The sequence below is a fragment of the Rhodovulum adriaticum genome (genome assembly GCF_004345735.1).
Taxonomy (GTDB): Bacteria; Pseudomonadota; Alphaproteobacteria; order Rhodobacterales; family Rhodobacteraceae; genus Rhodovulum; species Rhodovulum adriaticum.
This window is the reverse complement of record NZ_SLXL01000003.1, coordinates 279,501-294,794: the sequence shown is the minus strand read 5'-3', so window position 1 is coordinate 294,794 and position 15,294 is coordinate 279,501. Positions and strand designations below refer to the sequence as shown.

Annotated in this window: 11 protein-coding genes; 5 read left to right on the top strand and 6 right to left on the bottom strand. The window is 67.7% G+C overall.

Annotated features, from left to right (window positions below; translation table 11 throughout):
* Nucleotides 1-86: 86 nt before the first annotated feature.
* Nucleotides 87-1,220 (top strand): flavodoxin-dependent (E)-4-hydroxy-3-methylbut-2-enyl-diphosphate synthase, encoded by a 1,134-nt coding sequence (ispG, locus tag EV656_RS07515; RefSeq protein ID WP_132601725.1) that lies wholly within the window; start codon nt 87-89, stop codon nt 1,218-1,220.
* A 74-nt stretch (nt 1,221-1,294) separates the two neighbouring features.
* Here ispG and EV656_RS07510 read toward each other — a convergent pair whose 3' ends face one another.
* From EV656_RS07510 to EV656_RS07500, 3 genes are all read right to left on the bottom strand, one after another.
* Nucleotides 1,295-2,041, bottom strand: a complete 747-nt coding sequence (locus EV656_RS07510; RefSeq protein WP_132601723.1) for a DsbA family protein — start codon at nt 2,039-2,041, stop codon at nt 1,295-1,297.
* A gap of 91 nt (nt 2,042-2,132) precedes the next feature.
* Nucleotides 2,133-2,873: a DsbA family protein gene (locus EV656_RS07505; RefSeq protein ID WP_132601720.1), complete on the bottom strand. Its 741-nt coding sequence runs from the start codon at nt 2,871-2,873 to the stop codon at nt 2,133-2,135.
* On the bottom strand, nt 2,870-4,279 hold the full coding sequence (locus EV656_RS07500) for a M48 family metalloprotease (protein ID WP_132601717.1): 1,410 nt from the start codon (nt 4,277-4,279) through the stop codon (nt 2,870-2,872). The genes EV656_RS07505 and EV656_RS07500 overlap by 4 nt, the downstream gene beginning before the upstream one ends.
* 24 nt (nt 4,280-4,303) lie before the next feature.
* Here EV656_RS07500 and EV656_RS07495 point away from each other — a divergent pair, with 24 nt between their 5' ends.
* Both EV656_RS07495 and rarD read left to right on the top strand, forming a co-directional pair.
* Nucleotides 4,304-5,449, top strand: coding sequence for a pyridoxal phosphate-dependent aminotransferase (locus EV656_RS07495; RefSeq protein WP_132601714.1), 1,146 nt, complete (start codon nt 4,304-4,306; stop codon nt 5,447-5,449).
* A complete protein-coding gene (gene rarD / locus EV656_RS07490; protein ID WP_132601711.1) occupies nt 5,446-6,384 on the top strand; it encodes an EamA family transporter RarD in 939 nt (312 codons plus the stop codon). Before EV656_RS07495 ends, rarD begins: the two co-directional genes overlap by 4 nt.
* Here the strand turns inward: rarD and EV656_RS07485 are convergent.
* On the bottom strand, nt 6,327-6,884 hold the full coding sequence (locus tag EV656_RS07485) for an LOG family protein (RefSeq protein ID WP_132601708.1): 558 nt from the start codon (nt 6,882-6,884) through the stop codon (nt 6,327-6,329). The two genes, rarD and EV656_RS07485, sit on opposite strands and share 58 nt — an antisense overlap.
* A 231-nt stretch (nt 6,885-7,115) precedes the next feature.
* Between EV656_RS07485 and EV656_RS07480 the strand changes: the two genes are divergently transcribed.
* Together EV656_RS07480 and EV656_RS07475 are read left to right on the top strand one after the other, a co-directional pair.
* Nucleotides 7,116-8,459 carry a LysM peptidoglycan-binding domain-containing protein gene (locus EV656_RS07480; RefSeq protein WP_132601705.1) on the top strand — a complete coding sequence of 448 codons (1,344 nt, stop codon included), beginning with the start codon at nt 7,116-7,118 and terminating at the stop codon, nt 8,457-8,459.
* A gap of 72 nt (nt 8,460-8,531) precedes the next feature.
* Nucleotides 8,532-10,361: an ABCB family ABC transporter ATP-binding protein/permease gene (locus EV656_RS07475; RefSeq protein WP_132601702.1), complete on the top strand. Its 1,830-nt coding sequence runs from the start codon at nt 8,532-8,534 to the stop codon at nt 10,359-10,361.
* A 10-nt stretch (nt 10,362-10,371) separates the two neighbouring features.
* Here the strand turns inward: EV656_RS07475 and EV656_RS07470 are convergent, their stop codons facing one another.
* Nucleotides 10,372-13,956 (bottom strand): efflux RND transporter permease subunit, encoded by a 3,585-nt coding sequence (locus EV656_RS07470; protein WP_132601699.1) that lies wholly within the window; start codon nt 13,954-13,956, stop codon nt 10,372-10,374.
* Nucleotides 13,953-15,170 (bottom strand): efflux RND transporter periplasmic adaptor subunit, encoded by a 1,218-nt coding sequence (locus tag EV656_RS07465; protein WP_132601696.1) that lies wholly within the window; start codon nt 15,168-15,170, stop codon nt 13,953-13,955. Before EV656_RS07465 ends, EV656_RS07470 begins: the two co-directional genes overlap by 4 nt.
* Nucleotides 15,171-15,294 lie beyond the last annotated feature (124 nt).

Below are 15,294 nucleotides of genomic sequence, written 5' to 3'. Positions count from 1 at the left end.
TGTGAACGCGACAGGGCGCACATTGCGAAAGGGCTGCCAATCCTTTATCCAGTAGGCAGAATTCACCACGCCGAACAGGTGCCCCCATGTCGCTGAACCACGTGCGCCCGTGGCGCAATATCGAACGCCGCAAATCCCGCCAGATCCATGTCGGTCCCGTGGCCGTGGGGGGCGATGCGCCCATCTCGGTGCAGACCATGACCAACACGGTCACCACCGACATCAAGGGCACGATCGGCCAGGTCCAGCGCGCCGCAGAGGCCGGCGCCGATATCGTGCGCATCTCTGTCCCCGACGAGGACAGCTCGCGCGCGCTGAAAGAGATCGTCGCCGAAAGCCCGGTGCCGATCATCGCCGATATCCATTTCCACTACAAACGCGGGATCGAGGCCGCCGAGGCGGGTGCGGCCTGCCTGCGGATCAACCCGGGCAATATCGGCGACGAAAAGCGGGTGCGCGAGGTCATCAAGGCCGCGCGCGACCATGGCTGTTCCATGCGGATCGGGGTGAATGCCGGCAGCCTGGAAAAGCATCTGCTGGACAAATACGGCGAGCCCTGCCCCGAGGCGATGGTGGAAAGCGCCCAGGAACATATCCGCATCCTGGAAGATAACGATTTCCACGAATTCAAGATCAGCGTAAAGGCGTCCGACGTGTTCCTGGCCGACGCGGCCTATCGCGGCATCGCCGAGATCACCGACGCCCCCCTGCATCTGGGCATCACCGAGGCGGGCGGCTTCGTGTCCGGCACGATCAAGTCGGCGGTCGGTCTGGGCAACCTGCTGTGGTCGGGGATCGGCGACACGATCCGCGTGTCGCTGTCGGCCGACCCGGTCGAGGAGGTCAAGGTCGGCTTCGAGATCCTGAAATCGCTGGGCCTGCGCCACCGGGGTGTGAACATCATTTCCTGCCCGTCCTGCGCGCGTCAGGGCTTTGACGTGATCAAGACGGTGGCCGCACTGGAAAACCGGCTGGCCCATATCACCACCCCGATGAGCCTGTCGATCATCGGCTGCGTGGTCAACGGCCCCGGCGAGGCGCTGATGACCGATGTCGGCTTTACCGGCGGGGGCAATGGCAACGGCATGGTCTACCTGGCGGGCAAGCAGGATCACCGCATCTCGAACGAAGAGATGATCGACCATATCGTCGAACAGGTTGAAAAGAGAGCCGCCGAACTGGAAGCGGCCCGCGCCGCCGAAGCGCAGGCCGCCGAATAAGAAACGCGCCCCGGCCGGGACTGGCGGGGCGCGGTTTTTACTGACTTTACCGAAAATTCAGGCGTGCGCGCGGATCAGTCGGCGCGCACCTGGGCCACGATCTGGCGCATCCCCTCCAGTGGGACGTAGCCGCGCAGCATCTGGTCCTCCAGCACGAAGGTCGGGGTGCCGCTGATCTGCATCCGTTGGGCCAAGGCGCGGTTTTCAGTGATGACCTGCTTGACCTCGGGCGCATCCATCTGCGCCAGGATGGCATCCGCATCCAGATCGAAGCTTTCGGCCAGGCGTTGCAGGTTCTCGGGCGTGACCGTGCCACGGAAGGTGATCAGCGCGTCATGCACCTGCTTGTAGGCCTCTGGCCCGGCGACCTGCAGCGTGGCCACCGCGAATTGCGAAGAGATGACCGACTGTTCGCCCAGGATGGGAAACTCCTTGACGATAAAGCGGATGTTGCCGTCGGACTCGACCAGTTGCGCGACATCCTCATGCGCCTTGCGGCAATAGGAACAGCGGTAATCGACGAATTCGACCAGGGTCACGTCGCCCTCGGGGTTGCCCCCCACCCACGAGGCGGGATCCCGGAACAGGGCGTCGGAATTCACCTGAACCAGCGCCACGTCGTTCTGTGCCTGGGCCTCGGCCTGGCGCTCTTCCAGGACGCCGATGGCCTCCATCAGCACTTCGGGATTGTCCAGCAGATAGGCGCGGACCTCGGCGCGGAACGCGCTGCGCTCGTCCTCGGTCATGTCGGTCAGGTCAAGGGCCTGGGCGGGCGCGGCAAGGGCCAGCGCCGTCAGCGCGGCGGCAAGGGGGCGGATCATCGGGTCTCTCCGTCTTGGGTGGCGCGATCTTTCGGGGTCTTTCCAGCATATCCGCGCGCCGGGGCCAATGGGCAATCGGCGCCGGGGGCGGTCACTTCTTGCGGCGCAGGGCCGCGACGATGCGGGCCAGGGCCACGGCGGGCACCTCCCCGCGCACCATGGCGCGGTCCAGCACCTGCGCGGGGGCGGCCTGCAGGTCCAGCGCCTGCATCAGGCGGCGCGTTTGGTCCAGCTTGGCGGTAATGGCCGGGTCCGACATGCGGCGGGCAAGGGGGGCGGCGTCCAGCCCCAACTCCGCGGCAATCCCCGCCAGGGTTTCCGGCGCCGCGTCGGGGGCGGCGAACAGGGCCGCTTGGGCCTGCGCATGGGCCCGGGGGCCGGCCATCCGCAACACCGCCTGGGCAAAGCGGGCGGCGCGCGTCGCGTCCGGGGCATCGGGGGTGGGGGCCTCTTTCACGACCCATCGCAGGGCGGGGTCCTGTGCCACCAGGTCCCGCGCGGCGGCCCAGGCGCGCGCGCTGGCCGGATCGCGGTAGTCCACGAAACTGACCAGCGTCAGATCCCCGTTTTCCGCGCCGCCGGTCCAGTCGCCGCCTGCATGGAACAGGGCCGTGGCATGCGCCTGCAACAGGGCGATGTCGTCGGCGGCATGCGCGGCCTGGCGTTTGGCCTCGGCCCCCTGCAATGCTTGGGTGATGATCTCTGGATGCTCCAGCAGATAGGCCCGCAACTCGGCCCCAAGGGCCGTGCGCTCGGCCTCGCTCAGGTCCAGTGCGGGGGCAGGGGAGGCAGCCAGGATCAGCGCCAGGGCGGGACGCGCGGCGGCGTTCATCGGCGCTTGGCCTTCTCGGCGGCGGACAGCACGTCCTGCGCCCGCAACCAGCCCGGCGCGCCGCGCGGGACCAGCCCCATCGCCCGTTGGGCATGGATGGCGGCCGTGTCCATCTGGCCGGTGATCGCATAGCGTTCCGCCGTGGCAACCGAGGCCATGCCCTTGTTGTCGGCGCGTGCATAGGCAACCGCCAGGTCGCGCAGCATACGCGGGTCATAGGGATCGCGGCTGCGCGCCCGTTCCAGCGCGGCCAGCGCCTGGCGGTTGGAGGATGCGGTATTCACCGCCAGCAGCGCGCGGCCATGCCCGGCCAGGATCAGCGGTTCCTTCGGGGCCAGCGACACGGCCCGCGCATAGGCCTGCACCGCCGCCCCGAAGCGGCGTGATTCCAGCAGGATCTGCCCCTTCAGCTCTTGCACATAGGGATCGTTGGGGCGCTTGGCCTCCAGCGCGCGCATATGGGCCAGGGCCTGTTCTGTGTCGGGCATCCGGTGATAGGCGACAGCGCGCTGCATCAGCGCGACGGAGGAATCGTCGCGCGCGTCAACCCGGCGCAGGGTATAGCGCGGGTTCTGCAGGAAGGCGCCCAGCTTGCCGCGCGCACGGGCGAACCAGTAATCGGCCTGCGGATCGTCCCGGGCCCGATCGGCATAGGCGGCAGCATAGCCGCGCATGGCGCGCAGCCGTTCGCTGGTCAGGGGGTGGGTGCGCACGTAAGGATCCTGCCGCCCGACATTCAGCGCCTCTTGCCCGCGAAACAGGTCCAGAACCTCGACCATGGCGTGCGGGTCGATGCCGGCCCGCGCCATGTAGCGGATGCCCGCCTGATCGGCCGAGGCTTCCTCGGCGCGGGTATGGCCGAAGAACACCCGCTGGGCCGAGGATTGCGTACCGATCGCCAACCCCGCCGCGGCCTGGCCGTTGCCCCCTGCGGCCACCGCCGTCGACAGCAACAGGCCCATCGCCGCCACACCGCGCGCGCCGCGCAGATTGGCCATGCGCCGGGTCAGGTGCCCGCCCGTGATATGGGCCAGTTCATGGGCGATGACCGCCTGCAGGTGCTCTGCCCGGTCCAGCCGCAGGATCAGCCCGGAATGGATCATCACCGTCTGCCCATCCAGGACAAAGGCGTTCATCGAACTGTCGTTGATGATGTAGACATCCAGTGCGCCGGAACTGACCCCCGCTGCGTTGGCGATGGGGCGGGTCAATTCGCGCAGGGCATGCTCGATCTCTGCGTCGCGGATCAGGGACAGCGTCAGCGCCCGGCCCGGGATCGCCCACAGGACAACCAGCAGCACCGCCAGCGCCGCCAGCCGCAGGGCCGCTGCCTGTCCGCGGTGCGGGGCAGGGTTGCAGGCGGGGATGATTGACCTTGCACCGCAGCGCTGAAACAAAGCGTTCATAACGCGCAGCGTAAGGAGGCGGGCATGAAGGTTTCAAGCCGGGGTGAGGTCGATCCCTTCATTGTGATGGACGTGATGGCCGCTGCCGCACGGGCCGAGGCCGAGGGCCGCCGCATAATCCACATGGAGGTGGGCCAGCCCGGCACGCCCGCCCCCGCAGCCGCCCGCGCCGCGCTGGCCCGTGCCATGGAAACGGGGCCGCTGGGGTATACCGTGGGGCTGGGCCTGCCGGAACTGCGCGCGCGGATCGCGCAGCTTTACGCCGACTGGTACGGGGTGGATCTGAACCCCGACCGGATCGTGATTACGCCGGGTTCGTCTGGCGGTTTCACCCTGGCCTTTACCTCGCTGTTCGATGCGGGCGCGCGGGTGGGGATCGGCATGCCCGGCTATCCCTCCTACAAGGCCATTCTAACCGCTTTGGACCTAGAGCCGGTCAAGATCGAAACCACGGTAGAGAACCGGTTGCAGCCTGTTCCGGCGGATCTGCCCCCCGACCTAGACGGGCTGTTGGTCGCCTCGCCCGCCAACCCCTCGGGCACGATGCTGGACCGTGACGCGCTGGCCGCGTTGATCGGGGCGGCGCAGGGGCAGGGGGCGGCCTTCATCTCGGACGAGATCTACCACGGCGTGGAGTATGAGCGCAAAGCCGTCACCGCGCTGGAGATCACCGACGACACCTATGTCATCAACTCGTTCTCCAAGTATTTCTCGATGACTGGCTGGCGCGTGGGCTGGATGGTCGTGCCAGAGGATCATATCCGCCGGGTGGAACGGCTGGTGCAGAACCTGTTTATCTGCGCCCCCCATGCCAGCCAGGTCGTGGCGCTGGCCGCGCTGGATGCCACCGACGAGCTGGAGGCCAACATGGCCGTCTACCGCCGCAACCGCGCCCTGATGATGGAGGGGCTGCCCAAGGCCGGGTTCAGCAAGATCGCGCCGCCCGACGGGGCGTTCTACGTCTACGCGGATGTGTCCGAGTTGACCGACGACAGCCGCGCATTCGCCGCCGAAATCCTGGAAAAGGCCGGGGTCGCGGTCACGCCCGGGCTGGATTTCGACCCCGCGCGCGGGGCGGGCACGCTGCGGTTTTCCTATGCCCGCGCCACCGAGGATATCGAGGAAGGACTGGACCGGCTGACCCGGTTCATGGCGGCGCGCGCGCGATGAGCGACGCGCAAAAGGGCATCCTGGCCATGGCCGCGGCCTGCGTGATCTGGGGCCTGTCGGCGATGTATTACAAGCTGGTGGCCCATGTGCCGCCGCTAGAGGTGCTTAGCCACCGCACGTTGTGGTCGCTGGTCTTTTTCGGGCTGGTGCTGGCCGCGCAGGGGCGGCTGATCGAGTTGGGCCGCCTGCTGGCCCGCCCCCGCGCCCTGGCGGTGGTGTTCGTTGCGGCGCTGGCAATCTCCAGCAACTGGTTCGTGTTCATCTATTCGGTGCAGGTCGGGCACGCGGTGCAGGCCTCGCTTGGCTATTACATCTTCCCGCTGGTGGCGGTGGCCTTGGGCTTCGTCTTTCTGGGGGAGCGTCATTCGACGCTGAAATGGCTCGCCGTGGCGCTGGCCTGCGCGGCGGTGGCGGGGTTGACCTGGGGGCTGGGCGTGGCGCCTTGGGCCTCGTTGTTTCTGGCGTTCACTTTCGGCACTTACGGGCTGGTGAAACGGAGTGTGCCCGCCGGGCCTGTGGTCTCTGTGACCTGCGAGGTGTTGCTGCTGGCGCCCTTGGCGCTGATCTGGCTATGGGGCGTGCACAGCCAGGGCTGGCCGGGGCTGACCGGACGCAACCTGGGCATCTTCGGTCACGACCTGGGCGACAGCCTGCTGTTGGCCTTTTCGGGGCCGCTGACGGCAACGCCGCTGATCCTGTTTTCCTATGCGTCGAAACGGGTCAGCTATGCCACCGTGGGACTGGTGCAATATATCAATCCCACGCTGCAATTCCTTGTTGCAACGCTGGTTTTCAAAGAGGCATTCACCGGCTGGCACGCCGTGGCCTTTGGCCTGATCTGGACCGCGCTGGCGCTGTATTCGGCCGAGTCGCTGCGTCAGGACAGGGCGGCGCGCAGGGCGGCCATCAGCGCGGGCACGTCCGGCACGCGCTGAACGAACCCGCGCAGGCTGGCATCGGCAAAGCCTTCGGCAATGAAATGGTCGATCAGCCCGGTCAGCGGATCCCAGAACCCTTCGGTATTCAGCAGCAGGATCGGCTTTTCGTGCAGGCCCAGCTGGCGCCAGGTCAGCACCTCGAAGAATTCGTCCAGCGACCCCGCGCCGCCGGGCAACACCACGATTGCGTCCGAGTTCATGAACATGACCTTCTTCCGCTCGTGCATGTTCTCGGTCACGATAAAGGTGGTCAGGTCGCGCTTGCCCACCTCGCGGTCGAACAGGTGCACCGGGATCACGCCAAAGGTGCGCCCGCCTGCGGCCTGCGCGTTACGCGCGACCCGGCCCATCAACCCGACATCGCCCGCGCCATAGACCAGTTGCCAACCGGCCTCGGCAATGGCGCGGCCCACGGCCTCGGCGGCGTTGGCATAGGCGGGGCGCAGGCCGTCGCGTGAGCCGCAGAAGACACAGACGGAAGGCATGCGCGCAGTCATGGAAACCTCGGGGTTGCGGAAATCTGGACCCGTGATAGCCGGGTTGCTATGGTCCCGCAAGCGCGCGGGCACGGGGGATGCAAGGCCATGGCGCAAGGGCGAAAATCTGGGCGGTGGGTCGCGGGCGGTTTGGCCGCCGGGGCCATTGTCGCGGTCGCTCTGGTCGGCGTGACGCTGTGGCAGGGCGCCCCCGGAACAGCGCCCCCCGCGCGATCGCCGGCGAGCCCGGCTGTGACCGGGACCACCGTGCCGCAAAAGCCGATTGTTCCAGCACCCGACCCGGCGCAGGGGGCGGCGCCCGCTGCACAACCCGCCCCCGCGGCAGAGGGCGCGCCGCGTCCGCCTGCGCGCCCGGCTGCTGCGCCGGTGGCGCCCGCCCTGCCATCCCCCAGCTTTGACGTGGTGCGCGTCGATGACGAGGGCAACGCGCTGGTCGCGGGCAAGGCGGTCCCGGGCAGCGCGGTTGCCGTTCTGGTATCGGGAACCGAACGTGCCCGTGCCGCGGTCGGGCGGGATGGTGGGTTCGTGGTCTTCTTCGCGCTGCCGCCCTCGGATCGCCCACGGCCGGTGCAACTGTTGATGGAAACGGGAACCGGGCAGCAGGTGACCTCGGACGCGACGGTGTTGCTGGCGCCCGTCACCGGGGCGCCGCCCCGCTCCGCCCCGCTGACCACCCCGCCCGCGCCCGAGGCGCCCGCCGACCCGGCGCCGCCTGCGGCGGTGACCGCCGAACTGTCCCGACCGGCAGAACCCGCAGAACCGCCTGAACCCGTCCGGACCGTGCCCGCCCCGCCGCCCGGTACTGGGATCTTGGACGAGGCCGCGCAGAATGTCCCGCTGCCATCCCGTGTGCCCGACCGCGCCGCGCCTGTCGCGGCGGATCAGCCGGGCCGTGGTGTGACACCCGATGACCAGGCCCCCAGCGTGCCGGTGGAACTGGCCCCGGCTGCCCCCGGTGCCCCGCAGGCGGGCCAGCCGCCCGCCGCGCCGCGGCAGGCCCCGGCCGTGTTCCTGGCCGATGCCGGCGGCGTGCGGGTTCTGCAGCCGCCGTTGGGCGACCCTGCGCCTGGCCCGGAAACGGTGATGATCGACGCGATTGCCTATGATGCCGCGGGCAATGTGCGCGTATCGGGCCGTGGCGCTGCGGGGGCCGCGGTGCGCCTGTATCTGGACAACGCCCCCGCCGGTCTGGCCCGTGCCGATGCCGATGGTCATTGGCGGCTGGGGTTGGACGGGATCGCGCCGGGGGTTTACACGATGCGCGCGGACCAGCTGGATGCCCAGGGCCGGGTGAGCGCCCGGTTCGAAACCCCCTTCCTGCGCGAGGCGCCCGCGCGCCTGCAGGCGGCCGGCGACGACGCCGACCCGACGGTCGCCCCGGTCCCGGTGGCCCCCGTCCGGCTGGTGACGGTGCAGCCGGGATATACCCTGTGGGGGATCGCCGACCGGACCTATGGCAGCGGGCTGGATTACGTGAAGATCTACAATGCCAATCGCGACCGGATCTGCGATCCGGACCTGATCTATCCCGGCCAGATCTTCGACCTGCCCGAGGACGGTCAGGCCCCCCGCTGACGGGCGCCGCTGGTCTTCTGCGGCGCAGCGCTTTAGGTTCGGCCGATAGCATCCCAACCGACAAGAGCAGCCATGCCCCCCCGTCCAACCACTGCCGACCTGTCCAAGCTTGACCGCGAACAGGGCCTGCGCACGATCCGCAAGGTTCTGCCCTATCTCTGGCCCGAGGGGCAGGGCTGGGTAAAGCGGCGCGTGGTGCTGGCGATGGTGGCACTGATCCTGGCCAAGGTCGTGTCCGTGCTGACCCCCTTCTTCTACAAGGCGGCGGTGGATAGCCTGACGGGCGAGGGGGCCCCGGATGCCATGCTGCTGGCGGTGGGCGCGGTGGGGCTGACCGTGGCCTATGGCATGGCCCGGCTGATGAACACCGGGTTCCAGCAATTGCGCGACGCGATCTTTGCCCGCGTGGCGCAGCGGGCGCTGCGGCGGCTGGCGCTGCAAACCTTTACCCACATTCACCGGCTCAGCCTGCGCTATCACATCACGCGCAAGACCGGCGGGCTGTCGCGCATCATCGAACGCGGCGTGAAGGGCGTGGAATTCCTGTTGCGTTTCATGCTGTTCAGCGTCGGCCCGTTGGTGATCGAGCTGTCCATGGTGGCGCTGATCTTCTTCTTCGTTTTCGATGTGTGGTACCTGGCGGCGGTGGTCATCACCATCGCGCTATACGTTCAGTTCACGTTCAAGGTGACGGAATGGCGGGTGCAGATCCGGCGCCGGATGAACCAGCAGGACACCGACGCCAACCAGAAGGCCATCGACAGCCTGCTGAATTTCGAGACGGTCAAGTATTTCGGTGCCGAGGCGCGCGAGGCCGGGCGCTATGACCAGGCGATGGCCGGGTATGAAGAGGCGGCGGTCAAGACCTCGCAGTCGCTGGCCTTTCTCAACTTCGGCCAGTCGCTGCTGATCACCGGCGGCCTGATCGCCGTGATGGTGATGGCGGCGATGGGGGTGCAGGCGGGCACCCTGACCACCGGCGATTTCGTGATGGTCAACGCCTACATGATCCAGATCACCATGCCTCTGAACTTCCTCGGGACGGTTTACCGGGAAATCCGGCAGAGCTTGGTGGACATGGGCGAAATGTTCGAGTTGCTGGAACAGCCCGCCGAGGTCACCGACAAGCCGGGCGCACCGCCCCTGCGCGTCACCGGCGGCAAGGTCGAGTTGCGCGATATCCGCTTCGGGTACGATCCCGTGCGGCCAATCTTGCACGGGGTGTCCGTCACGGTGCCGGCGGGCCGCAAGGTCGCGATCGTCGGTCCCTCTGGCGCGGGCAAGTCCACGATCGGGCGGCTGTTGTTCCGGTTCTACGACGTGACGGGCGGGGCCGTCCTGATCGACGGGCAGGATGTGCGCGACGTGACCCAGGACAGCCTGCATGCGCAGATCGGCGTCGTGCCCCAGGACACGGTGCTGTTCAACGACAGCATCCGATACAACATCGCCTATGGCCGCCCCGAGGCCAGTTTCGCCGAGATCGAAGCCGCGGCGAAGGCGGCCAAGATCCACGATTTCATCGCCTCGCTGTCGCAGGGCTATGAAACCCAGGTGGGCGAGCGTGGGCTGAAACTGTCGGGCGGTGAAAAACAGCGCGTCGGCATTGCCCGCACACTGTTGAAGAACCCGCCGATCCTGTTGCTGGACGAGGCCACCTCGGCGCTGGATTCAGAGACCGAGGCGGGTATCCAGGCGCAGCTGAAGGCCATGGGCGAGGGCCGCACGGTGATCGCCATCGCGCACCGCCTGTCCACCATCGTCGATGCCGACCGCATCGTCGTGCTGGAGGCGGGCCGCGTGATCGAAGAGGGCACCCACGATGCCTTGCTCAGCCGGGGCGGGCGCTACGCGGCAATGTGGATGCGACAACAGGCCGGCGAAGAGAACGACGCCGCCTGAGGGGCCCGCGCTATTCGGCCGCGCGCAGCGGTGTGGCGGGCGCCTTGCCGCCGGTCGGCCCCTGCGGTGCGCTGTCGGCATCGGCGGGGTCGGGGCCATCGGGCGGCAGGTCGGTCCATAGCAGATCCGGCGAACCGACGCCGCGCGCGGCGCGCTGAATTGCCAGTTGCCGCGCCGCCAGGCTGTCGGCACCGCCGGCCAGGGCCCGGATCCGCACCATGGACCCGTAGGCGCCCTTGCGGAACCAGACCCGCAGCGCCAGCATCGAGGGCGTAAAGATCAGCGTCAGCAGCGTTGCGGTGCCCAGGCCAAAGACCACCGCCGTCGCCAGCTGTTTCCACCACAGGGCGGTGGGGCTGTCCACGGTATAGCCGCCATTGGCGAAATCGAAGCTGATCCCCAGCACCATCGAGCTGAGCCCCGCCATTGTGGTGACCGTGGTCAGCAGCACCGGGCGCAGACGCATTTCCACCGTGCGCACGATGGCCTCGACCTGCGGCATGTAGCGGGCAAAGCCCTGGTAGGTGTCGATCAGGACGATGTTATTGTTCACCACGATCCCGGCCAGGGCGACGATGCCGACGCCGGTCATGATGATGGAAAACGGCTGGCCCATGACCAGCATCCCGATCAGGGCGCCCGCGGTGGACATCACCACCGCCAGCAGCACCAGCACGGCATTGTAGAAACTGTTGAACTGCGCCAGCAGGATGATGAACATCAGCGCCAGGGCCGCGGCAAAGGCCTTCATCAGGAAGGCGCCGGATTCGGCCTGTTCCTCTTGGTCGCCGGTCCATTCCCAGGCCACGCCCGCGGGCAGCGGATCGGTCTGCAGCCATTCGGTCAGCAGCGCGATCCGCTCATTCGCGTTGATCGGGGCGCCGTCGGCATTGGTCAGCCCGTCCGCGACCCCGGCCTTGATGTCGAAATAGCGCTTGCCGCCCTCGCGGTTGATGCGGCCCAGCTTTTCGACCGGGGTGAGGGTGATGAAATTGGCCAGCGGCACCAGCCCCTGGGCGGTGCGCACCTTCAGCGTATCCAGGGTGGACAGCACACGGTCCTGTTCGGGCAGGCGCACGCGGATCTCGATCTCTTCGTCCGAGGAGGGGACGCGCATCGTGTCCAGCTTCAGCCCGCGGGTGACAAGCTGTACCATCGCGCCCACTGTCGCGGCATCGGCGCCGAAGCGGCCGGCAGCCTCGACATCCACGTCCACCTGCCAGTCGATCCCGGGCAGGGGCATGGTATCCTCGACATCGGTCAGGCCGTCGGTCGCCTCGAACCGGGCGATGGCCAGTTCGGCGGCCTCGGTCAGCGGGCCCCATTCTTCGCCGGTCAGGCGCAGGTGCACCGGCTTGGCCGAGGCGGGGCCGCGGCTTTGCGCCAGGATTTCCGTGCGCACCCCCGGGATCTGTGCAAGCTGGGCCTCGATCTCGTCCAGCACGCGGTCGCCGTCAAAGGCGGGGTTGTCCTTGCGCGCCTCCCAATCCAGCAACTCGATCTGGATCTGACCCACGGTATCCAGCGGTGGGCTTGCGCCGCCGGTGTTCTGGTCCAGCCCGCCATCGCCCGCAAAGGCAAAGACGCTGTCCACCGCCGGGTGCGCCAGCGCGATAACCTCTGCCTGGCGGACGAGCGTGTCCTTTTCCGCCAGCGAGAGGTTGCCGCGTGCGCGCACGTAGACGATGGCCTGTTCCGGTTCGGTCGCGACGAAGAATTCCGTGCCGTTGTTGTTCTTGCCGTAATAGCCGAACACCATCACGACGAACCCCAGCACCACCGCAATGGTCACCAGCGGCATCACCGGGTTGCCGACGATCAACTTGATGAAATGGCCGATGGGCCGGCGGCGGTATCCGGCCCGGACAGGTTTCTTGCGCGGGCGTTGCAGCGCGTTGACCGCGATCGAAGACAGCACCAGCCCCGCCAGGAACAGCGCAACGCCCGGCAACAGGCCCGCGGCACCGGGCAGGGGCGGGGCCGGTCCCAGGTAGGCCGGGTTCAGCATCAGCATGGCGCCCAGAAAGACCGTGCCGAAGGCCAGCCCCGTCAGCGCCAGCCGCAGGATCAGCGGGCGCGGGCGCACAACGGCAGTGATCCTCCACAGGATCCGCGAAAAGCGCCCCGCGACGCCGCCCACTACGGGCAGGTAGACCAGCGCGACCATCAGGCTGGCTGTCAGCACGAAGATCAGGGTGACCGGCAGCATGCCCATGAACTCGCCCGCGACGCCGGGCCAGAACAGCATCGGCAGAAAGGCGCACAGCGTCGTCGCGGTGGAACTGACGATGGGCCAGAACATGCGCTTGGCCGCCTCGGTAAAGGCGTGCATCGGGCCAACGCCCTCGGAAATGCGGCGGTCGGCATATTCGACCACGACGATTGCGCCGTCCACCAGCATGCCCACGGCCAGGATCAGGCCGAACATCACGATGTTGGAAACGGCCACGTCCATGATGCCCAGCAGCACGAAGCACAGCAGGAACGAGGTCGGGATGGCAAAGCCCACCAGCAATGCCGAACGCGTCCCGAGGAAGGCCAGCACGACGATCATCACCAGCGCGATGGCGGTCAGCACCGACCCCTCCAGCTGGCGCACCATGGAATCCACGGTGTCCGACTGGTCCAGCGAGGTTTCCACGCTGATCGCCCGGCGCAGGTCTTCGGGCCAGGCGGCCTGGGTCCGGGCGACGACCTCGCGCACGGTGGCGGCGGTCTCGATGATGTTGAAGCCCTTGCGTTTGACCACTTGCAGGGCGACCGTGGGTTCCCCGTTGAACCGCGCGGTAGAGGTCCGATCCTCGAAAGTCAGGCGGATTTCGGCCAGATCGCCCAGGGTGACGACGCGGTCGCCGTTGGTCTTGACCGGCAGGTCGTAGACATCCGTGGGATCGTCGAAGGAGGCGGGGATCTTGACCGAAAAGGCGCCGCCGGGTGCCTCGACCTCGCCTGCGGCGATCAGTTGGTTGTTGGCGGTCACGACATTGATCAACTCGCCCGCCGTGACGTTGTAGGATTCCAGCCGCAGCGGGTCGATGATGACCTCCAGCATCTCGTCGCGCTGCCCGGCAAGGGCGACCTCCAGTACGGAATCCAGCCCCTCCAGACGGTCCTGTAGATCCTTGGACAGGCGCAGAAGGGTGCGTTCGGGCAGGGGGCCGGACAGGGAAACGATGATGATCGGGAATTCCGAGAAGTTGATTTCCGAGATCGAGTATTTCTCGTACCCCTCGGGAAATTCCCCCTCGGCGGTGTTCATCCGGTCGCGGACATCGGCGATGATCTTGGTCTTGTCCCAGCCGAATTCGAATTCCAGCGCGACGCCGGCATAACCCTCGCGTGCGGTGGCGGTCATGGAATCCAGCCCGTCCAGGTCGGCCAGTTCCGTTTCCATCGGCTCGATCAGCAGTTTCTCTGCATCCTCGGCCGAAATGCCCGGGAAAGGGACAGAGATGAAGAGCGCGGGCACCTCGATATCCGGTTCGCCCTCTTTCGGCAGGCCGGTATAGGCCAGCACACCGGCAAGGATCGACATCACCACGAAGGCGATGACCATGCGCGCGCGGGCGGCGGCCCAGTCGACGATGCCAGTCATTGGTCGCGCTCGCGATAGGTTACGGCAAGGGCCACGCCATCGGTGACGAATTCCTGCCCGGTAACGATCACGTCGGCGCTGTCGGGCAGGCCCGATACCCAGATCCCGGCCTGGCCGTCGCGCAGGACCGTGACCGGGGCAAAGCGGGCCGTTGCCTGGGCATCGGCCAGCCGCACCCCCAGCCGCCCGGCATCGTCCAGGGTTAATGCCGATTGCGGCAGCAGGTGGGCGCGGCGGCCCGGTGTCTGAATTCGGATCTCGACCGTCTGCCCGGCGCGGATCTGGCCCGCGTCATTGTCGATTTCGACCTCGACACGGAAGGTCCGGGTGGCGGCATCGGCTTCGCGGCCGACAAAGGTCACCCGGCCCATCACCTCTTGCCCGGAAACCAGCCGCCCGGCCGCCATCGCGCCCAGCTCGATCCGGGCCAGTTCGGTTTCGGGCGCGTAGCCGACTAGGCGGATCGGGTCCATCTGGATCACCCGGCCGCAGAGCGAGCCCGCCTGCAGCAGCGCGCCCAGTTCCGCCGTGTCCGATTCGAGCACGCCGCCAAAGGGGGCCGTTATCGTCAGCCGCTCGATTTCCGTTTCCGCGCTGGCGACCTGCGCCTCGGCGGTGCGGATCGCGGTCTGGGCTGCTTCCAGCCCGGCCCGGGCCGAGGCAAGCCCGGCCTCTGCACTGGATACGGCCGCGGCCGTGGCCGCCACCTGGGTATCAGAGGCATAGCCGTTTTCAGCCAGGCGCCGCCGGACGCGGTCATTCAGCCTGGCCTCTTCCAAGGCGCTGCGGGCCTTTTCCACCCCGGCCTCGGCCTCGGGCAGGCGCAGTTTTGCCTCGCGCAGGGCGGCGCGGGCCTGTTCAAGCGTTGCCTGGCGCGTGCCCGGGTCGATCTGGCACAGGATGTCGCCCGCCGCCACCTCGGCCCCCTTGCGCAGGGGATCGGAAATGACGCGGCCGCTGGTTTCGGCGCGCATCTCGACGGCGCGGGCGGCCTCGGTTTCGCCGCGCAGTAACACATGGCCCTGGACGGTTTGCGCGGTGCTGCGCATGACCATCACGGGAACGCGGTGATCGTGGGTCTTGGCATGTTCCGCTGCGGTGTCTGACGGGGCGGGTTCGGCCCCGGCAAAGGCGATGACGCGGTCACGCTCCATCAACAGCATGTAGAGCGAGACGGTCACGAGGGCCGCGGTAAGCATCGAAATCCAGCGCATGGGAAGTGCAAAATCCTTTTGCTGCCGCGCGGACCGCGCCGGGCACATGTGCGGAAAACCTGTGGTGGATCGGTCAAGATCCAGTAAACGATCTGGTTCAGACTATAGGGTCATGCACGCATGG

Coding starts and splice junctions, on each gene's coding strand:
- EV656_RS07510 (WP_132601723.1), bottom strand. CDS start 2,041: ATGATCCGCCCCCTTGCCGCCGCGCTGACGGCGCTGGCCCTTGCCGCG.
- rarD (WP_132601711.1), top strand. CDS start 5,446: ATGAGCGACGCGCAAAAGGGCATCCTGGCCATGGCCGCGGCCTGCGTG.
- EV656_RS07465 (WP_132601696.1), bottom strand. CDS start 15,170: ATGCGCTGGATTTCGATGCTTACCGCGGCCCTCGTGACCGTCTCGCTC.
- EV656_RS07505 (WP_132601720.1), bottom strand. CDS start 2,873: ATGAACGCCGCCGCGCGTCCCGCCCTGGCGCTGATCCTGGCTGCCTCC.
- EV656_RS07485 (WP_132601708.1), bottom strand. CDS start 6,884: ATGACTGCGCGCATGCCTTCCGTCTGTGTCTTCTGCGGCTCACGCGAC.
- ispG (WP_132601725.1), top strand. CDS start 87: ATGTCGCTGAACCACGTGCGCCCGTGGCGCAATATCGAACGCCGCAAA.
- EV656_RS07495 (WP_132601714.1), top strand. CDS start 4,304: ATGAAGGTTTCAAGCCGGGGTGAGGTCGATCCCTTCATTGTGATGGAC.
- EV656_RS07475 (WP_132601702.1), top strand. CDS start 8,532: ATGCCCCCCCGTCCAACCACTGCCGACCTGTCCAAGCTTGACCGCGAA.
- EV656_RS07470 (WP_132601699.1), bottom strand. CDS start 13,956: ATGACTGGCATCGTCGACTGGGCCGCCGCCCGCGCGCGCATGGTCATC.
- EV656_RS07500 (WP_132601717.1), bottom strand. CDS start 4,279: ATGAACGCTTTGTTTCAGCGCTGCGGTGCAAGGTCAATCATCCCCGCC.